Source organism: Glutamicibacter uratoxydans (genome assembly GCF_006539925.1).
In the GTDB taxonomy this organism is placed as follows: domain Bacteria; phylum Actinomycetota; class Actinomycetes; order Actinomycetales; family Micrococcaceae; genus Glutamicibacter; species Glutamicibacter uratoxydans.
Genome location: NZ_BJNY01000011.1, coordinates 154,256 through 173,613, shown reverse-complemented (window position 1 = coordinate 173,613; position 19,358 = coordinate 154,256). Strand labels below are relative to the sequence as shown.

The window sequence follows — 19,358 nt, the reverse complement described above, 5'->3', positions numbered from 1 at the left end:
CCAAGCTGACCAGTGCCAACTCAACGTTCTCAACTTGTTCGCCTCGCCGTTACCTCGAACCATTTCGGTCCGTCCGTAGCAGCGGCGCGAGATAAAACTTTACACGGGTTCCACCCCAACGCAAAATCGACACAGGGCCCCGTAAATCTCCACAAAAAGATACTTGACTAGGGGATTCTGTTTCTAGGCACAAGAAAACCGCCAGAAAAGTGTGCTGGTTCACAAACTTTTCTGGCGGTTTAGCTTGGCTACTACTTAGTCAGCTCGACAACTGCCATGTTCTTCTTGCCGCGGCGCACGATTGCGTAGCGGCCATGGAGGAAGTCCGATTCGGAAAGCTCCGAGTCGATGCCGTCGACCTTTTCGTTGTTGACGTATGCACCGCCTTCGCCCACCGTACGGCGCGCTTCGGACTGGGTCTTGCTCAGACCGGACACGTGCAGCACATTCAGGATGCCCAAATCGTCGACCGAAACCTGTGCGGTAGGAAGTTCAGCGATAACTGCCTGCAGCGTAGGCAGGTCGATATCGCCGAGTTCGCCGTTGCCGAAGACCGCGGCCGAAGCGGCGATCACCTTGTTGGTGGCGTCTTCGCCATGGACCAGCGAGGTCACTTGCCAGGCAAGTTCGCGCTGGGCCTGGCGCTTGAACGGGCGCTCCGCAACTTCAACAGCCAAGGCCTCGATCTGCTCGCGCGAGAGGAAGGTGAAGACCTTCAGGCGGTCGATCACGTCGGCGTCGGCGGTGTTCAGCCAGAACTGGTAGAAGGTGTACGGGCTGCACATCTCGGCATCCAGCCAGATGGCATTGCCCTCCGACTTGCCGAACTTGGTGCCGTCCGAGTTCGTGATCAGCGGGGTGCCGTAGGCATGGACCGAACGGCCTTCCACCTTGCGGATCAGGTCGGTGCCGCTGGTCAGGTTGCCCCATTGGTCCGAGCCGCCGGTCTGCAGGGTGCAGCCGTACTGGCGGTTCAGCTCAAGGTAGTCGTAGCCCTGCAGGACCTGGTAGGAGAACTCGGTGTAGCTGATGCCCTCGTCGGAGTTCAGGCGCGCTGCCACGATCTCCTTCTTCACCATGGTGCCCACGCGGAAGTACTTGCCCACGTCGCGCAGGAAGTCCAGTGCGGACAGCGGTGCGGTCCAATCCAGGTTGTTGACCAGGCGCACAGCGTTTTCGCCGTCGTTGGACAGGAAGCGGGAGACCTGGGCCTGCAGCTTGGAGACCCACTCCGCGACGGTCTCCTTGGTGTTCAGGGTGCGCTCCGCGGTCTGGCGCGGATCGCCGATCAAGCCGGTGGATCCGCCGACCAGAGCCAGCGGTTGGTGTCCTGCCAGCTGCAGGCGGCGCATGTTCAGCAGCTGGACCAAGTTGCCCAGGTGAAGCGAGGGCGCCGTGGGATCGAAGCCGCAGTAATAGGTCACGGTCTCCTCTGACAACGCGCGCTCAAGCTCGGTTTCATCGGTGGAGACGTGCACCAGCCCGCGCCACTTCAGCTCCTGCCAAACATTTGCGAAAGAGGAATCGTTACTCTGCCCGGCGAGCACCGGGTTCTGCTTGCTTTCAGACATGCTCTTTGTGACCATTTTCTGTCTTTGTACTGCCCCGTGCACACGCCGAGTCCGGCATGTGGTTCCTGCCGCGCGGCCAGTGGGGTTGCCTGATGCCGCGCTTGATACAAGGTTATCGTCACGAGTTGGCTTAGTGCCACTTCGCGACGGTGGGCGCGCTAGGCTTCCAGCCCAGCGGGCAGCTGGCCGGTGTGGATCACGCGCAGGCGCTGGGTGGTGCGGGTCATCGCGACATACAGGTCGCCCACTCCCCCGTCGACCTCCGCCACGAGCTGCTGCGGCTCGACGATGACGACGCCGTCGAATTCCAGGCCCTTGGATTCGCGGGCGCTGATCACGACGATGTCCTGGCTCAGCCCGCCCGAGCCGGTGCCGACGCGGTCGCCGTACACCGCCTGCACTGCCGCGCGGGTGGCGGACAGCAGGTCCTGCGGAACGATCACCGCTTGCAGTCCCCCGGCGGAGAAGGCAAGCTCTTCGCCCAGCGCTTCAAGCAGCGTTTCCTGCAGCCGCGGCGGCGTGGTTTCGGTGAGCACCGGCGGCCAGTCGCCCTCGCGCACCGCCTGCGGGGTGGTGATGCGAAGGCCCGCGGCCTGGGCCACGCGCACTGCCGCATCGGCGATCTGGGCGGGGGTGCGGTAGTTCACCGTGAGCTCTTCCAGGGCAAAGCGGTCGCCGAAGAACGGCTGCAGGGCCTGGGCCCAGCTGCTGGCGCCGGACGCTGCAGAGGTCTGCGCGATGTCTCCCACGATGGTGAAGGACTTGATCGGGCAGCGTCGCACCAGCAGCCGCCACTGCATGGGCGAAAGCTCCTGCGCCTCGTCGACCACGATGTGCCCGTAGGCCCAGGTGCGGTCGGCCACTGCGCGGTCGGCGGCGGTGAGCCGGGCGGAGGTTTCCTGGTTGACCCCGGCAACCTGTTCCGCGGTGACCACCCCGTCGATGCCGGCGTTTTCAAGCATGGTGTTCATATTGCGCAGCGCCGCCTCGGCGTTTTCCACGTCGCGCTGGTACTGGGCCGCATGCACGGCGGCCTGCGGGTCCTCCGCCTCCCCCAGCAGCTCGGCGGCTTCGTCCAGCAGCGGGACGTCGGCCTCCGTAAACGGGGATTCGGCGCGGCGATAAAGCGCATCGCGCTCCGCTTCGCTGAGCTTCGGAGCGGCGGCGGCCAGCAGGTGCGGGTTGGCGAAGAGCTCGGCGATCAACTTCTGCGGGGTCATCGGCATCCAGCACAGGTTCAGCGCCACGCGCACATCCCAGGACTCGCGGACTTCCTGCGGCAGGTAGGAGCGGTCCGAGGTGGATGACTGCCCGGCTGATTCCTCAAGCTTTTGGCGCAGCTGCTCGGCCAGGTCCCCCACGAGCACCTTCACGAAGGTTTCGCGGGCCTGGTTGTAGGGCTTGTGGGTGTGGCGGGCGCGTTCTCGCGCATTGCGCACCATGCCGCGGGTCAGTGTCAGGCGCGTGCCCTCCACCACCACGGTGCGGTCCTCGGCCAGCAGTCGCTGGCGGTTGCGCACCGCGGCGGCGACCACCTTGGCCATGGACAGCTGGCCTTTAATGCGCGCGACGGTGCGGTTGGTTTCGGGAACCGCGTGGATCCCGTGGTACAGCTCGCCCACCGAGCTCATCACCACGCCGGTCTCGCCCAGCGAAGGCAGCACGCGCTCGATGTAGCGCATGAAGGAGTTCGACGGGCCGACGATCAGCACGCCGGCGTTCTTCAGCCGCTCGCGGTATTCATAGAGCAGGTAGGCGGCGCGGTGCAGCGCCACGGCGGTCTTGCCGGTGCCCGGCCCGCCCTGCACCACCACCGCGCCGGGCAGCGCGCTGCGGATGATCGCGTCCTGCTCGGCCTGGATGGTGCCGACGATGTCCCCCATGCGCCCGGTGCGCTTCTCGCGCAGCGCCGCCATCAGCGCGCCCTCGCCGTGGTGCGTGTGGCCCTCATCCAACCAGGTTTCATCGAGCACATCGTCTTCGATGCCCGCCACGGCACGGCCCTTGAGCATCAGGTGCCGGCGGCGGCGCACGCCGCGCGGGTTCAGCGCGGTGGCCTGATAGAAGGGTGCAGCTTCGGCAGCGCGCCAGTCGATCATCAGGCGGTTGAGCTCTTCATCGCTCAGGCCGATGCGGCCGATGTAGCGCGGGGTGTCGGTGTGGCCGGCCATGTCCAGGCGCCCGAAGACCAGCCGGTCTTCCACAGCGTCCAGCTGGGCGATGCGGTCCTCGTAGAGGGTCGCGAAGGAGTCCCGTTCGGACATGTTCTGGAAGCTGCCCACCGCCCCCTGGGCGCGGGTGCGGCCCAGCTGCTGGACCTTCTCCGCTCGCAGCTCGTCGAGCCGCGCATAAAGCTTCGCCACATACCGAGTCTCGGCTGACAGATCTTGTTCGATCGTTTCGGACAACCCGATTTCCCCTCGTACTAATCGTTGCGCACTAAATTCGCAGGACAAACAATCATACGCGGGGCGCCGAGCGCGGTTCTAATCCGCTTCGCGCCCGGCGTAATGTGGCCGCCGGGAGTCTAGGAGCGGTGTTCAGGAGTGCACTACCTGCAGCGACACCACCTGGTGCTCGCCCAGGCGGCCGCGCCCGTCCAGCCCGTCCAATTCCAGTACGACGCCGATGCCTGCGACGACGGCTCCGGTCTTTTCGATCAGGCGCACTGCCGAGCCGACGGTGCCGCCGGTGGCCAGCACATCGTCCAAGATCAGCACGCGGGTGCCGGGAGCCACCTCGTCGCGGTGGATTTCAAGGCAGCCCGAGCCGTATTCCAGCGTGTACTCGTCGCGGTACACCTCGCGCGGCAGCTTGCCCGCCTTGCGGATCGTGAGCATTCCGGTCCCCGAAGCGTAGGCAGCGGCGGCGGCCAGGACGAACCCGCGGGCCTCAAGCCCTGCAACAATGTCGAACTGCCCGGCGAATGGCGCCAGCAGCTCGTCAACCAGCCGGCGCAGGCCCGTCGGGTCAGCAAAGACCGGGGTCAGGTCCTTAAACGAGATGCCCGGCTGGGGGTAGTCGGGCACGATGGCGCAGAGGCGGTCAAGAAGTTCGGTAATGCTCTCAGAAGTGTTCACGCCTCAATATTTTAGCCGCTTCGGCGCCCTCCGCCGGGCGTCTGCAACGGCCTTGCGGCACCTCGCACAGATTCACGAGGGCGCATGACCATGCGCCGACATGCAAACGGCGGCAGGAATAGTTATTCCTGCCGCCGCAAGCGGATGCATCCGGGCCTTGAGCCTAGCGGCTCATCAAACGGTCGCTCGGCCATGGCAGAAGCTGCGGGTATTCGGCGCCGTCGGCCACTGCTGTTGCCTGGACAGGTCCCGCCGCTGGGCGTCCGGCAAGCCAAGCAGCCAAGTCAAACTCGGTTCCGGAAAGCACCCAGGAACGCCCGCCGTCGCCGAGCACCACCGGTGGCTTGCCATGGGGCTGGAGCACCAGCCGGTCCTCGGCAGGCACGCGCGCTGCCAGCGCACGCAGCAGGTGCTCGGAAAATTCTGCCGGCCAGGTGGAGGCCGGGCGCACGAATTCATCCAGATCCGTAGCGTGGATCAGCATCTCGCGCCAGGTGGCATACATCATGTCGGCCACCTTGGCTCCGGGCCGGTAGCCTACCGGCTGCTCCCACTTGGATTCTGCGCTGGGAAGCACCTCGCGCAGTTCCGCCAGCGCGGTGTCGGCCAGTTCGGCCAGCGCCTCGGGACGCATCAGCGCGGTCATGTTGATCGCTTCCATGCGTCCGACGGCGCCGCCATCGTACATTTCAGGAGCGGTTTCCTCGCCCGCGTGCTCGAATTGGCGCCGCGCGGCCTTGGCCAAGGAGGCGAGGTGGGCAATCAGCTGGGCGGTGCTCCAGCCGGGCAGCGAACTTGGCGCCGCATATTTTTCGAAAGGCACACCGCGCAGTTGCTCACGCAGCTCATCCAATGAGGTGGTGACCTGTGAAATAAGCGCGGCCGGAGCCAATAGCTGAGTCATGAAACACACTGTATCGCGTGCACGGGTTAAAAGCGTAGGCGGCCGGGGCTTGAATGCACGACGCATCCAACGCTCCCGGCCGCCTCTCGGCAATGGCGCTGCCGCGGGATTACCGGCCCACCCAGGTGCGCACGGCATCCAGCTGGCGTTCGAATTCGGTGATCTGCTGTTCCACGGCGCTCGGGGCGGTGCCGCCCTGGCCGTTGCGGGCGTTCAGCGATCCCTCGGTGGAGAGCACCTCACGCACCGCAGGGGTCAGGTGTTCGGAGATCCCTGCATAGTCGGCATCGCTCAGGTCCCACAGTTCCACCCCGCGGGACTCGGCCAGCTGCACGGCGGCGCCGGACAATTCGTGAGCGTCGCGGAACGGCACGCCCTGGCGCACCAGCCATTCGGCGATGTCGGTGGCCAGCGCGAAGCCCTGCGGAGCCAGGTCCGCCATGCGTTCGGTGTTGAAGGTGAGCGTTTGGATCATGCCGGCTACCGCAGGCAGCAGGATCTCAAGGGTGTCAGCGGCGTCGAAGACCGGCTCTTTGTCTTCCTGCAGGTCGCGGTTGTAGGCCAGCGGGAGCGCCTTCAGCGTGGCGAGCAGGCCAGTTAGGTCGCCGATCAGGCGGCCAGCCTTGCCGCGGGCCAGCTCGGCGATATCCGGGTTCTTCTTCTGCGGCATGATCGAGGAGCCGGTGGAGAAGGCGTCGTGCAGCTTGACGAAGCTGAATTCCTTGGTGGCCCAGAGGATGATCTCCTCGCTCACCCGGGACAGGTCGACGCCGATCATCGAGGAGATCCAGGCGAATTCGGCGAAGACATCGCGGGCTGCGGTGCCGTCGATCGAGTTGAAGACCGCAGAGTCGAAGCCCAGTTCCGCGGCCACGAAGTTGGGATCCAGGCCCAGAGTCTGGCCAGCCAGCGCACCGGAGCCGTAAGGGGAAACCGCAGCGCGCTTGTCCCAGTCGACAAAGCGCTGCACATCGCGCAGCAGCGGCCAGGCATAGGCCAGCAGCAGGTGGGAGAGCAGAATCGGCTGGGCGTGCTGCAGGTGGGTACGGCCCGGCATCGGCGCATAGGGGTGGGCCTTGGCCTGCTCAAGCAGCGCGTCGATGGTGTCCAGCACCCCGCCAGCGATGATGCGCGCGTGGTCGCGCAGGAACATGCGTCCCAGCGTCGCGATCTGGTCATTGCGCGAGCGCCCGGCGCGCAGCTTGCCGCCAAGGTGGGCACCGGCGCGTTCGATCAGGCCGCGCTCCAGCGAACCGTGGACGTCTTCGTCCGACTCGGCCGCGACATAGGTCTTGTCCAGCACATCGGATTCCAGCTGGTCCAGCGCTGCAATCATGTCCTCCAGCTCCTGCTCGGTGAGCAGGCCGGCGCGATGGAGCACCTTGGCATGGGCGCGCGATCCGGCGATGTCGTAGCTTGCCAGGCGCCAGTCGAAGTGGGTGGACTTACTCAGCGCCGCCATTGCATCTGCGGGGCCGCCAGAAAAGCGTCCGCCCCACAGCGATCCTTCATTTGTTGACGAGGCCATTGCCCGTTCCTTTCTGCTTGCGACGGATCATTGCTGCAGCGTCCCAAACCCGTAAATACGCGGATAATTCTTGTACTACTTACAACTGTAGCAAAGGTTTATGCAAGATTACTCATAAATATTCATTGCGTCGGTCTGTGTCAGCTGTTCCCGGCACAGCGAAAAAATTTCCCCGCGCTCGTAATACTAATTTTTCTCTTCCACCTCACAGATCGCGGGCGTATGGTGAACCCATATTCGTAAACGGATACGTCATTGGAGGAAACCAAATGGACATCCAGTTGTTTCGCGGGGACATTACGACGCTGAGCGTCGATGCAATCGTCAATTCGGCAAACCCTTCCCTTCTTGGCGGAAAGGGTGTGGATGAAGCAATTCATCTCGCAGCCGGACCTGCGCTGTTAGCTGCTGCCCGTGAAATCCGAGCGTCGAGGTACCCCGACGGAATCCCCTCGGGCATTGCAGTGGCCACCAAGGCCGGCAATTTGAAAGCAAAGTGGGTCATCCACACCGCGGCTCCGAACCTCGCGCTCATCAAGCCGAATCCGAAGATTCTTGCCGACTGCTTCAAGAATTCGCTCTATGCGGCGGCCCGCCATGAAGCCCACTCCATCGCCTTCCCGGCGCTGGGAACAGGGGCCTTCGGATGGCCGGCAGCGGAAGTGGCAAGGATCGCCCATCAAGCAATCGGCGAGTGGATAGAGACGAACAAGCACATTTCGCCAATCCACCGCATCATCCTCGTCTCCTACAACGATGAAGTCCAAAGCGCCTTTGAACAGGCCTTCGGCATGGAATCGGTGGAAGAGCTGGCTGCGTAGGCGGCAGTCAAGGAATTTAAGCGCCACTGGCCGCCGGCCGATCGTGATGATCGCCGGCGGCCAGTGGCGTGCCATGGATTATTTAGTGCGGGGCGCTAACTAGCAGCGAGAAAAGTACCGGTTGCGCTGCGGCCGCTGGTCAGGGTCAAGATGCCGCGGCAGGATCACATAGGGCAGCTCATTGATCTGGACGACCCGTATCACCCCTGCATGCACCAGGACATGGTGCGCAGCACACAGCGGACAGCAGTTCGCAATGCTCGTTTTCCCGCCCTTGAACCAGGGTTTGATGTGGTGGAAGTCGATGAGCGCCGGGTCCTGCGTGCAGCCAGGCACGAGGCAGCCGCCGTCGCGGTCCCGGACGGCAAGCTTCATGTACCTCGGGAAGGTGCGCCGGTCGCGCCCGATGTCCATGATCACCCCGTCGCCGTTGTAGATCGGACTGAGCACCTTGGCCTCGCAGAGCATGGCCCGCAGCTGGGCCGGCGGCAGCTGGACGCCGTGGGCGGTGACCCCGGTGATGGTCGACAGATCGCGCAGGTCCTCCAGGGCAGCATGGACAACAATTTCCGGAGTCACGCGCTTGCCCTCGGCGTTCGGGTCGAGGTTGACCAAGACCGCCATCAGGGCGTTGAGCCGGCGCTGGGCGACGGTGCAGGGGCTGGGCATGGCCGGCCCGGTGTCTGGCCGTGAGCCTGAATCCTCGTCGCTGGACGCTGCGTCAGAAGATGCGGCGCCGGAAGCCCACTGCGGCAGCGGCTGGTCGGTGCTGAAGAGCTCCTCGGCAGAGAACGCGGATCCAGCAGGTTCTGCACCGGAGTCGTTCCGGGATTCGGCCGAGCGAGCCGCCGCACCTGCCTTGGTGTGCTTGTTGTCCGCCTGCGCCAGCAGAGATTCCATGACTTCTATGTCGAGGCCGGTCACGTTGAGCAGGTACTGGTGGGTGCCGCCAACGGTCTTGCCACGGAAGAGCCCCACCGGCAGCTCCTTGGTTTCCTTGTGGTCGAGCTTGTAGCGGTTGATCAGGGCGTTGACCAGCTTGTCGCGGGTGCGCGGGTCGGTTTCCTGCAGCAGCTGTGCGGTGTGCTCTTCCATGAGCCGGCCATCTGCCGCTGTGGCGGTGGCGCTGGTGGGCACGCCGTCGAAGGTGGTGTCTTCCGGCTCGAATTTGTCCAGCGCCCTGGCGTAGCGCAGGACTGCCCGCGGGTCAGCAGAATGTGTGAGATCCGGCAGGGTGCCGGGCGATTGAACCGCACCGCCGGAAGTTGGCGGTGCGGGGTCGAAGGCCTGCGCCAGGCGGGTGAAGCGCGGCGGGCAGGCTGCCCCGGTGAGGTCCTTGCGCCGGTAGACAAGGTGCGCGTCGGCCACTCGCCCGGCGGCCTCGAAGTAGTTGATGTTCAGCCACCTGCCCAGGAACTCGGCGCTGTCGCGGTAGCAAGTGCGGCCCGGCGCGAACTGGGGCGCAGCGGTGAAGTCGGTGCCGCCCTCGCGCAGCGCGTCAAATTCGTCGAGGGCCAGCGCATGGGCGGCGGTGGTTTCCACCAGGCTGGCCGCCGCGATGGATTCGCGGGCGGCGCTGCGGGAGAACGCCTCGATGAAGGCGGCGTGGGCGGCCGCGAGCCGGGGGTCCGGAAGCTCATGCGCCGCGTTATTGAGGAAACCGAAGAGCGCCAGGCAGGCAGACTGCGCCTGCAGCAGGTCGCCGGCGGACAAGGCCGGCCCCTGCTGCAGCTGGAGCACCAGCGCTGCGGCGCTCTGGGCGGGGTTTGCGGTTTCCATACTCCGATGATCCGGCGTCCGGCAGTTCGCGGGGCGCCTGGGCAGCGGAGTGTGGATAAGTACGGCGAAGGGCCGCGGCTGCCTAGTGCGGTTCAGCCAGCTGCAGGAAGCGGGCGGCCACCTCGGCGCCGCCGTCGACGTCTCGGGTGGTGACCATGATGGTGTCATCTCCCGCGATGCAGCCCAGGATGGAAGGCATTTGGGAGTGGTCGATGGCCAGGGCCAGCAGGTTGGCGGCGCCCGGCGGGGTGCGCAGCACGACGATGTTGCCGCTGGCTTCCGCGGTGACCAGCTGTTCGGCACAGATTTTGGCCAGCCGCGCGTCGAGCACCTCCTGGGTGATGGCGGTCTTGGGCGAGCGGTCCCCGCCCTCCTGGCGCACCGCATAGATCAGCTGGCCGGAGTTGTCGCGGATGCGCACCGCGCCGATCTCCACCAGGTCGCGGGACAAGGTGGCTTGGGTGACCTCCAGGCCGTCGTCTTTGAGCAGGGCCAGCAGCTCGGCCTGGGATTTGACGGAGTTGTTGCCCAGGAACGCCCGGATGCGGGCCTGGCGTGCGGTTTTGGTGGTGGGCTGGACTGCCATGCTAGAGCACCACGCGATCGTCGTCGGCCAGGCCGGAGGCGACCATGAGCCAGGTCATGATGGCCTTCTGCGCGTGCACGCGGTTCTCCGCCTCATCGAAGACCACCGACTGCGGACCGTCGATGACCGCCGCCTCGATCTCGTAGCCGCGGTAGGCGGGCAGGCAGTGCAGCACGATGGCGTCGTCCTTGGCCAGCTTCATGGCCGCGGAGGTGACCGAGTAGTCGGTGAACAGCTTCAGCCGCGCCTCCTTCTCCTCCTCCTGGCCCATGGAGACCCAGGTGTCGGTGGCGACGACGTCGGCGTCCGCCAGCGCAGCGGCCGCGTCGGTGGTGATCGTCACCGATCCGCCGGTGGCAGCTGCCCGCTCCTGCGCGGCGGCGATGATCGCGGCGTCGGGCAGGTAGCCTTCCGGTCCGGCGATGGCCACGTGCATCCCGGCGGTGACCCCGGCGAGCAGGTAGGAGTTGGCCATGTTGTTTGCCGCGTCGCCCAGGTAGGCCATTTTCAGGCCCGCCAGCTCGCCCTTGTGCTCGCGCACGGTGAGCAGGTCGGCGATCAGCTGGCAGGGGTGGTAGTCGTCGGACAGCGCGTTGATCACCGGTACCGAGGAATTCTCCGCCATCTCTTCTAGGCCCTTCTGGGCGTAGGTGCGCCACACGATGGTGGAAACCATGCGCTCGAGCACGTGCGCGGAATCGGCGATGGACTCCTTGTGGCCCAGCTGGGATTCGGCGGAGTTGATGATCAGCGGGGAGCCGCCGAGCTCCGCAATGCCTGCGTGGAAGGAGACGCGGGTGCGGGTGCTGGTCTTGTCGAAGAAGACAGCGACGGTCTGCGGGCCGGCGTAGGGCTGGTAGCCGTACTTGTCGGCCTTCATCGCCAGGGCGAGGTCAAGCACCTTGCCCTGTTCTTCTTGGGTGAAGTCCAGGTCGGTGAGGAAGTGGCGGGTGGTGCTCATGGGATCAGCTCCTAGAAAGCGGTGCGTCGAAATATTAGAGGCCGGCAATCAGCTGCGGCAGGGCGGCGATGAAGGTTTCAAGCTGCGCGGTGGTGATGACCAGCGGCGGGGCCAGGCGGATGGTGCGCTCATCGGTGGCGTTGATGATGAACCCTGCATCCAGTGCGGCGGCAACCAGCGCCGGGGCGGAGGCGCTGTCCAATTCGAAGGCGTTGAGCAGGCCGGCGCCGCGCACCGCCGCCACGCCGGGCACGCCAGCCAGCTGCTCGCGCAGCCAGGCGCCGGTGTCCTGCACGTGGGTGAGCAGCTGCTGATTTTCGATCACGTGGATCACCGCCAGCCCGGCGGCGCAGGCCACCGGGTTGCCGCCGAAGGTGGTCCCGTGGTCCCCCGGGGTCAGCCAGGTGGTGTTTTCTTCGCCGAAGACGATCATCGCGCCGATCGGGAAGCCGCCGCCTAGGCCCTTGGCAAGCGTCATGACATCCGGAATCACCGGTGCGGAGGCGAAGAAGGAGCCGGTGCGGCCCATGCCGGTCTGCACCTCGTCGAAGACCAGCAGGGCGCCGGCATCGCGGGTGATCTCGCGGGCGGCGCGCAGGTAGTCCTGCGAAAGCAGGCGCACCCCGGCCTCGCCCTGGATCGGCTCGATGAACACTGCGGAGACGGTTTCATCCACCGCAGCGCGCAAGGCGGCCTCGTCGCCGGCGGGGATCCAGACCACGTTGTCCGGCAGCGGGGCGAAGGGCGCGCGGTACTTTTCCTTGTAGGTCAGCGACAGGGCGCCCAGGGTGCGGCCGTGGAATGCGTGTTCCAAGGCGATGACCTTGGTGCGCGGGGCTTGCGGTGTGCCGGCGTTGCGGCGGGTCAGCTTCAGCGCCGCCTCATTGGCCTCGGTGCCGGAGTTCGCGAAGAACACCTTGGAGCCTGCCGGGGCGTTGGAAATTTCCAGCAGCTTCTCCGCCAGCGCGATCTGCGTGGGCGAGGTGAAGAAGTTGGACACATGGCCCAGGGTGGCCAGCTGGCTGGTGATCACCGAGGTGAGCAGCGGGTGGCCGTGGCCCAGCGTGTTCACCGCGATGCCGCCGAGCAGATCCAGGTACTGGTTGCCGTCGGCATCCCACACGTGGCAGCCGGCGCCGCGCACCAGCACGCGCTGCGGGGTGCCGAACACGCCGAGCAGGCTGGAGGCATATCGCTGCCCCAGCACCGCCGAAGAGGCGTGCGCCAGCTCGGTCAGCTGCGTGGTGTCGATTCCGGCGTCGGTGGCGTGCTCGCTCACGGCGGGTCCTTTCGAAAGGCTTGCGGTTATTTGGTGCTGGCTGCGGCTGGGTCGGCGGGGACCACCTGGGTGCCCACGCCGGCGGCGGTGAAGATTTCAAGCAGCATGGAGTGCGGCTCGCGCCCGTCGACGATGTGTGCCTGGCCCACGCCGGCGTCCACCGCCTTGAGGCACGCGCCCATTTTGGGGATCATGCCGGATTCGAGCGTTGGCAGCATCTCGCGCAGCTCGTCGGCGGTGATGGAGGTGATCAGCGAGGACTTGTCCGGCCAGGCGCCGTAGAGCCCCTCCACGTCGGTGAGGATCACCAGCTTGCTGGCGCCCAGCGCGGTGGCCAGCACCCCGGCGGCGGTGTCCGCGTTGACGTTGAGCACCGCGCCGGTGGGTTCGCCGTCCTGGTCGAACTCCGGGGCGACGGTGGAGATCACCGGGATCATGCCGGCGTCGATCAGCGAGTCCACCTGGTCGGTGCGTACCCGGGTCACCTCGCCGACCAGGCCCAGGTCCACCTGCTGCCCGTCCACGACGGTGCCGCGGCGGATGGCCTGCAAGGTGGCGCCGTCCTCGCCGGACATGCCCACCGAGTAGGGGCCGTGGGAGTTGATCAGGCCCACCAGGTCGCGCTGCACCTGGCCGGTGAGCACCATGCGCACCACGTCCATGGCTTCTGGGGTGGTCACCCGCAGCCCGCCGCGGAATTCGGACTCGATGCCCAGGGTGTCAAGCATCTTGTTGATCTGCGGACCGCCGCCGTGCACCACCACCGGGTTGATGCCCGCGTGGCGCAGGAAGACGATGTCCTCCGCGAAGGCGCGGCGCAGTTCCTCGTTGATCATGGCGTTGCCGCCGTATTTGATCACCATGGTGGTGCCGGCGAAGCGCTGGATCCAAGGCAGGGCCTCGATCAGCGCTTCGGCCTTGCGCTGGGCGTCGGCCAGGTTGGGGCGCAGGTTTTCGGTCATGATGCTGTGTGCTTCCTAGCTGGAGTAGGCGGAGTTTTCGTGGACGTAGTCGTGGGTCAGGTCGTTGGTCAGCACGGTGGCTTCCTCGCTGCCCGCGTTCAGGTCGATGTCGATGGACACGTTGCGGTCCTCAAGGGAGACCAGCTCGCGGTCTTCGCCCACGCCGCCGTTCTTGCAGACCCAGACCCCGTTGATGGCCACGTTCAGCTCATCGGGTTCGAAGGCGGCCTTGGTGGTGCCGACCTCGGAGAGCACGCGCCCCCAGTTCGGGTCCTTGCCGAAGATCGCGGTCTTGACCAGGTTGGAGCGGGAGACCGCCTTGGAGACTTCCAGGGCGTCGGCCTCGGTGGCGGCGTTGAAGGTGCGGATGGCGATGGTGTGATCCGCGCCCTCGGCATCCTCGATCAGCTTGGCGGCCAGCTCCTGGCAGGCGTCGGTCAGCGCCGCGGTGAACTCGGCGATATCCGGGGTGATGCCCGAGGCGCCGGAGGCCAGCAGCAGCACGGTGTCGTTGGTCGACATGCAGCCGTCGGAATCCGCACGGTCAAAGCTCATCGCGGTGGCCGAGCGCAGGGCGGAATCCAGCTGCTCGGCGGAAAGCACCGCGTCGGTGGTGAGCACCACGAGCATGGTGGCCAGGGCCGGGGCGAGCATGCCAGCGCCCTTGGCCATGCCGCCGATGATGACCTGGCCGGTGGTGGAGTCCCCCACCAGGCGGCTGGTCAGCTTGGGCACGGTGTCGGTGGTCATGATGCCGGCGGCCGCCTGGTCGGAGGCGTTCTGGTCGCCGGCCAGCGCGGAGACTGCCTCGGAGGCGCCGGAAAGCAGCTTGTCCATGGGCAGCTGCACGCCGATCAGCCCGGTGGAGGCCACTGCCACATCCCCTGCGGAGATGTTCAGCAGCTGCGCCACGTGTTCTGCGCTGCGGTGGGTGTTGCCGAAGCCTTCGGCGCCGGTGCAGGCGTTGGCTCCACCGGAGTTCAGCAGCACCGCGTCCACGCGTCCGTCGGCGATGACCTGGCGGGACCAGTGCACCGGGGCGGCGGCCACGCGGTTGGAGGTGAACACGCCAGCGGCGGTGAAGTTCGGGCCGAGGTTCTGGACCACCACCACGTCATTTTTGCCGGTGGACTTCAGGCCTGCGGGAACGCCGGCCGCGCTGAAGCCTGCCGGTGCGGTGACGCCGGTGGCAGGGGCGGATGGGTGGGTGTTGGTGTGGGCGAGGCTCACGGTGCGACTCCTTGCATGAGCAATCCGGTATTTTCTGGCAGGCCGAGCGCGATGTTCATTGACTGGACCGCGGCTCCTGCGGTGCCCTTGGTTAGGTTGTCCAGCGCCACGGAGACGATCACGCGGTTCGCGTGGGTGTCGAAGGCCAGCTGCAGCTGCACGTGGTTGCTTGCCTGCACCGCGCCGGTGGTGGGCCACTGGCCCTCGGGCAGCAGGTGCACGAACAGCTCGTCGGCGTAGGCCTGCTCCCAGGCCGCACGCAGCTGCGCCTCGGTGACCCCGGGCTTGACCCGCGCGGTGGCGGTGGTCAGGATGCCGCGCGGCATCGGGGCCAGGGTCGGGGTGAAGGAGACGGTGACCGGTGCGCCGGCCAGCTTGGAGAAGCCCTGTTCCATTTCCGGGATGTGGCGGTGCACGCCGCCCACGCCGTAGGTGCTCATCGAGCCCATGACTTCGGCCCCCAAAAGGTGGGGCTTCAGGGACTTGCCGGCTCCTGAGGTGCCGGAGGCGGAGACGATGACCACGTCGTCAAGCTCCAAAAGTCCTGCGGCGAAACCCGGGGCTAGGGAGAGCTGGCCGCCGGTGGGATAGCAGCCCGGGACAGCGATGCGCTTGGCGCCGACCAACTTTTCGCGCTGGCCCGGCAGCTCGGGAAGTCCGTAGGGCCAGGAGCCGGCGTAGGGGGTTCCGTAGAACTTCACCCAGGCTTCGGCGGATTCCAGCCGGTGGTCCGCGCCGGCGTCGATGACGAGTGTGGATTCGGGCAGCTGGGCGGCCACCTCGGCGCTGGCGCCATGGGGCAGGGCCAGAAAGACCACGTCGTGCCCCGCAAGGTTCTCGACCGTGGTGTCCACCAGTACGCGGTCGGCGAGCGCATGCAGGTGCGGGGCAATGCCGCCAAGGCGCTGCCCGGCCTGGGAATGCGCGGTGATCGCGCCAATTTCTACCTCTGGGTGGGCCGCGAGGATGCGCAGGACCTCGCCGCCGGCATAACCGCTGGCTCCGGAAACAGCTACTGAAATCGTCATGTCCAGATCGTACCGCAACTTATGCATAGAAGCTAATAAATATTCATGAATGTGGCGTCATCTTTCTCGACATGGGCCCTGCCAACCCCGTTTGGGACACGTCGCGGCTCTAGACTGGGCAGCAGGACAACCCCAGTTTCACTAGACGATCCACTAGGAGCGCAGCTATGCAGCAAGAGGCAATTCTCGTCGCCGGACCATCGGATGCCAGCGGGCTGATACTCGGGCAGCGCGAAGTGCCGGATGCCGGCCCGGGGCAGGTGCAAGTGAAGGTGGCGGCCATCGGCGTGAACTTCATCGAAACCTATCAGCGCAGCGGCGTCTACAAGGTCGACTACCCCTTCACCCCGGGTTCTGAATTCTCCGGCGTCGTCACCCAGGTGGGCGACGGAGTGCAGAATTACAAGGTCGGCGACCGGATCGCCACCGCCTCGGGAGCCAATGGCTATGCCCAGTATGCAGTGGTGGAGGCCGACGCCATCGCCAAGGTGCCCGACGCCGTGGACCTGAATGTGGCGGCCGCGCTGCCACTGCAGGGAATGACCGCCCACTACCTGGTGCACAACAGCTACATGGTGCACAAGGGCGATGTCATCTTGACCTATGCGGGGGCCGGCGGCGTCGGGCTGCTGCTGACCCAGCTGCTCAAGCTCAAGGGCGCCACGGTGATCACCACCGCCAGCACCCAGGAGAAGAAGGACCTGGCCAAGGCCGCCGGGGCCGACTATGTGGTGGACTACGACCAGGTGGCGGCCACCGTGGCGGAGGTGACCGAAGGAGCCGGGGTCCATGCTGTGTACGACGGGATCGGCAAGGACACCTTCGACGGGTCGCTGGCGGCGCTGCGCCGCCGCGGCACCCTGGTGCTCTTCGGCGGGGCCAGCGGCCAGGTTCCGCCCTTTGACCTGCAGCGGCTGAATGCCGGGGGCTCGCTGAGCGTGACCCGCCCGAAGCTGGGCGACTTCATCGCCACGCCCGACGAGCTGCACTGGCGCTTCGGCGACATCATGGGCTGGACCGCCGCCGGGCAGCTGGATGTGCGCATCGGCGCCACCTACCCGCTGGCCCAGGCCGCGGCGGCGCACACTGCGCTGGAATCGCGCTCCACCACCGGCAAGGTGCTGCTGGTTCCCTAATGACAGTTGACCTGCTGGCCACTTGGGTGCTGGGGCTGGGCTTCCTGACGTTGGCGCTCTACCCGATCTTCGGCGAGCGCGGTAAGAACTCCACTGGCGGCGCTGGGCGGCACGTAGCCGGAACACGGCAAGGCACAGCCGCCAGAACCACTGTGCTCCAGCGGTTCGGCACTGTGTTCAGCTCCTTCAGCGCCCAGGACTGTGTTTTGTTTGTCAGCGGCGCGGTTTTCGCCCTGCTGGCACTCTGGCGCAGCTGCACCTTGCTGCTGGGCTAAAAATATCTAGCTGGGAAGAGAGAACTGATGGCAGGGGTACTGAACTCGGGAATCATGCCCGCCGCGGATGCACAGATCGGCAGTTATCTGCAAGGCTTGGGCATTGACGGCGTGATCGACCTTCATGTGCACTTCATGCCGGATAACGTGCTGCGCAAGGTGTGGGCGTTCTTCGATGCCCGCGAAGAGCACGGCGAGCTGGCCTGGCCCATCACCTACCGCCACGACGAAGCCCAGCGGATCGCCGACCTGCAGCGCCTGGGCGTGAAGCGCTTCAGCACGCTGAACTACGCCCATCGACCGGGCATGGCCGGCTGGCTCAACGAGTACTCGCGCGGCTTCGCCGCCCAGCACCCGCAGGCGATCCATTCGGGCACCTTCTATCCGGAGGACGGCGCGGAAAACCAGGTGCGCGGCTGCCTGGAAGCGGGGGCGCAGATCTTCAAGGTGCATGTGCAGGTGGGCAACTTCGACCCGAACGACCCGCTGCTGGATGCCGCGTGGGACCTGTTGGAGGCGGCGCAGGCGCCGGTGGTCATCCACTGCGGCAACGGCCCGCACCGCGGAGAACACACCGGGATCGGCAATGTCAGAAGGCTGCTTGAAGCGCACCCGGAGCTGGTGCTGGTGATTGCCCACGCGGGACTGCCCGAATACAGGGAATTTGCGGCCCTGGCCCGGGAGCATGCAAGCGTCTACCTTGACACCACCATGGTGGCCACCGATTTCACGCAGTCCTTCGCCCCGATGCCCAAAGGCTATGTGAACCTGTTGGCGCAGCTGCACGGCAAGGTAGTTCTGGGCAGCGACTTCCCCAACATCCCCTACGCGTACAGCCACCAGCTGCAGGCATTGGAAGCCCTCGGGCTGGGCGATGAATGGATGCGCGAGGTGCTGCACGATGCACCGCAAAGGCTGCTGGACGCCGTGAAGCCACTACCCCAGGGGTGAAATGTAGCCGCAGGTTTTAGTGGTTTTGCCCCCAATTGGGTTTGACTAGTGTGAATTACTTCCACCACGTCATGAGGAATTCCCAATGAACCAGTCCCCTGCCACAAGCCCGGCGAGAGCCGGTGAACAGCACTGCGCCCCGAAGGCCGCCAGCCTATGGCTGGGACTGGCAGTCGTGGCAGCCGCAGTGCTGTGGCAGGGCATCGGCACGGCAGTGGTTGGCCGCTTCGTTGAACCAGAGCTGGGGACCTTCGCCACCTTCACCGCGTTCCTCAGCGCCTCGATCATCGCCCTGATTCTCTCACGGTTCTCCGGTGCGCGCAGGAGCGGCAAGAGTGCTGCAAACAGCCTGAAACCAGCGGACTGGCTCAAGCTGAATCTGGTCACCGCCGGCGCTTTCGCCTGTTTCTATGTCTCGGCCACGATGATTCCCGCCACTGCGGCCAGCGTCATTGAAACCGGGCTGGGCCCCATCGCCGTGGCATTGGCCATGTTCTTGTTCCACCGGGGAGTTTCGGCACGCACGCTGCTGCACCCTGTGGCTGTGCTGCTGGCCGCCGCAGCTGTGGCGTGGTTTGTCTTCGCCGCGCAGAAAGCCGACAACGGCTACCTTGTCCTGGGCATCGGGTTGAGCGCGGCCGCCGGGCTCTGCGCTGCAGGAGTACTGCTGGTCTCCAGGCAGCTGGCCGAGCGCGGGATCAGCGCATCAGCCATGAGTGTTGCCCGATTCCATCTGGCCTGGATGTTGTGCGGCCTGCTCTCGCTTCCTAGCCTGCTTGCCGGCACACCTGAAATCGGCGAGCTGCTGGGCATCGCGGCCTTATCGGTGTTCGCCATCAGCGCGCCGATCCTCCTGCTTCAGTGGGGCATCACCCTGGCCAAACCGCTGCATTCGGCAATCATTATTTCGGCGCTTCCGGCGGTGGTCCTGGCCACCGACACGCTGCTCGGCGCTGCGTTGACCGGCAGCATCGCGGCGGCAATGGGCGTGCTGGTAGGCATCCTCTTGCTGGGCCTGCGCCGGGTGCCGAAGCGGTAATAACCGCACTCGGCGAACAACCGCGTACATTCTGGCGTCAAAAAGGCCAATCCTCGCGCAATTTTGCGCCCAACGGATGCAAGATGAAGTAACTTTTGAGACAAAGGCGACAAATCAGCATTCTTGCCGCCACGTGGAAGAAGTTGATGGCTTTAATGGTTGCGGGGGCGTTGTGCTCCCACCCCTCCAGGATCCACTTCGCGTCGGACTCATCACCCCCATGAGTAC

17 protein-coding genes are annotated in these 19,358 nt (G+C 65.8%); 5 read left to right on the top strand and 12 right to left on the bottom strand.

Annotated elements, in window-relative coordinates:
• Window positions 1-251: 251 nt before the first annotated feature.
• From tyrS to argH, 5 genes are all read right to left on the bottom strand, one after another.
• A complete protein-coding gene (tyrS, locus tag AUR04nite_RS11075) occupies window positions 252-1,571 on the bottom strand; it encodes a tyrosine--tRNA ligase (RefSeq protein WP_141364951.1) in 1,320 nt (439 codons plus the stop codon).
• A gap of 158 nt (window positions 1,572-1,729) precedes the next feature.
• Window positions 1,730-3,934 (bottom strand): HelD family protein, encoded by a 2,205-nt coding sequence (locus AUR04nite_RS11070; protein ID WP_246055493.1) that lies wholly within the window; start codon window positions 3,932-3,934, stop codon window positions 1,730-1,732.
• A 177-nt stretch (window positions 3,935-4,111) separates the two neighbouring features.
• Window positions 4,112-4,651, bottom strand: a complete 540-nt coding sequence (locus AUR04nite_RS11065) for an adenine phosphoribosyltransferase (protein WP_141364947.1) — start codon at window positions 4,649-4,651, stop codon at window positions 4,112-4,114.
• A gap of 163 nt (window positions 4,652-4,814) precedes the next feature.
• On the bottom strand, window positions 4,815-5,555 hold the full coding sequence (locus tag AUR04nite_RS11060) for a maleylpyruvate isomerase family mycothiol-dependent enzyme (protein WP_170184181.1): 741 nt from the start codon (window positions 5,553-5,555) through the stop codon (window positions 4,815-4,817).
• 109 nt (window positions 5,556-5,664) lie between these two features.
• Complete coding sequence (argH, locus tag AUR04nite_RS11055; RefSeq protein WP_141364943.1) at window positions 5,665-7,083, bottom strand: argininosuccinate lyase; 1,419 nt, start codon at window positions 7,081-7,083, stop codon at window positions 5,665-5,667.
• 269 nt (window positions 7,084-7,352) lie between these two features.
• Here argH and AUR04nite_RS11050 point away from each other — a divergent pair, with 269 nt between their 5' ends.
• The gene (locus AUR04nite_RS11050) at window positions 7,353-7,904 is read left to right on the top strand and encodes a macro domain-containing protein (protein WP_141364941.1); all 552 of its coding nucleotides are present in this window, start codon (window positions 7,353-7,355) and stop codon (window positions 7,902-7,904) included.
• Window positions 7,905-8,003: 99 nt separating this feature from the next.
• On the opposite strand, the gene AUR04nite_RS11045 is transcribed toward AUR04nite_RS11050, so the two are convergent.
• The 7 genes from AUR04nite_RS11045 to argC all read right to left on the bottom strand — a co-directional run bounded on the left by AUR04nite_RS11045 (window position 8,004) and on the right by argC (window position 15,729).
• Window positions 8,004-9,683, bottom strand: coding sequence for an HNH endonuclease signature motif containing protein (locus AUR04nite_RS11045; RefSeq protein WP_170184180.1), 1,680 nt, complete (start codon window positions 9,681-9,683; stop codon window positions 8,004-8,006).
• 82 nt (window positions 9,684-9,765) lie between these two features.
• On the bottom strand, window positions 9,766-10,269 hold the full coding sequence (locus AUR04nite_RS11040) for an arginine repressor (protein ID WP_141364938.1): 504 nt from the start codon (window positions 10,267-10,269) through the stop codon (window positions 9,766-9,768).
• A gap of 1 nt (window position 10,270) precedes the next feature.
• Window positions 10,271-11,230 (bottom strand): ornithine carbamoyltransferase, encoded by a 960-nt coding sequence (gene argF / locus AUR04nite_RS11035; protein ID WP_141364936.1) that lies wholly within the window; start codon window positions 11,228-11,230, stop codon window positions 10,271-10,273.
• 34 nt (window positions 11,231-11,264) lie between these two features.
• On the bottom strand, window positions 11,265-12,509 hold the full coding sequence (locus AUR04nite_RS11030; protein WP_174787873.1) for an acetylornithine transaminase: 1,245 nt from the start codon (window positions 12,507-12,509) through the stop codon (window positions 11,265-11,267).
• A 26-nt stretch (window positions 12,510-12,535) separates the two neighbouring features.
• Window positions 12,536-13,471, bottom strand: a complete 936-nt coding sequence (argB, locus tag AUR04nite_RS11025; RefSeq protein WP_141364933.1) for an acetylglutamate kinase — start codon at window positions 13,469-13,471, stop codon at window positions 12,536-12,538.
• Between the two features lie 15 nt (window positions 13,472-13,486).
• Complete coding sequence (gene argJ / locus AUR04nite_RS11020) at window positions 13,487-14,701, bottom strand: bifunctional glutamate N-acetyltransferase/amino-acid acetyltransferase ArgJ (RefSeq protein ID WP_141364931.1); 1,215 nt, start codon at window positions 14,699-14,701, stop codon at window positions 13,487-13,489.
• On the bottom strand, window positions 14,698-15,729 hold the full coding sequence (argC, locus tag AUR04nite_RS11015) for an N-acetyl-gamma-glutamyl-phosphate reductase (RefSeq protein WP_141364930.1): 1,032 nt from the start codon (window positions 15,727-15,729) through the stop codon (window positions 14,698-14,700). Before argC ends, argJ begins: the two co-directional genes overlap by 4 nt.
• 167 nt (window positions 15,730-15,896) lie before the next feature.
• Here argC and AUR04nite_RS11010 point away from each other — a divergent pair, with 167 nt between their 5' ends.
• From AUR04nite_RS11010 to AUR04nite_RS10995, 4 genes are all read left to right on the top strand, one after another.
• The gene (locus AUR04nite_RS11010) at window positions 15,897-16,865 is read left to right on the top strand and encodes a quinone oxidoreductase family protein (protein WP_141364928.1); all 969 of its coding nucleotides are present in this window, start codon (window positions 15,897-15,899) and stop codon (window positions 16,863-16,865) included.
• Window positions 16,865-17,140, top strand: a complete 276-nt coding sequence (locus tag AUR04nite_RS11005) for a hypothetical protein (protein WP_141364926.1) — start codon at window positions 16,865-16,867, stop codon at window positions 17,138-17,140. The genes AUR04nite_RS11010 and AUR04nite_RS11005 overlap by 1 nt, the downstream gene beginning before the upstream one ends.
• 27 nt (window positions 17,141-17,167) lie before the next feature.
• A complete protein-coding gene (locus AUR04nite_RS11000; protein ID WP_141364924.1) occupies window positions 17,168-18,091 on the top strand; it encodes an amidohydrolase family protein in 924 nt (307 codons plus the stop codon).
• A gap of 85 nt (window positions 18,092-18,176) precedes the next feature.
• Window positions 18,177-19,130: a hypothetical protein gene (locus tag AUR04nite_RS10995; protein WP_141364922.1), complete on the top strand. Its 954-nt coding sequence runs from the start codon at window positions 18,177-18,179 to the stop codon at window positions 19,128-19,130.
• Window positions 19,131-19,358: the final 228 nt, after the last annotated feature.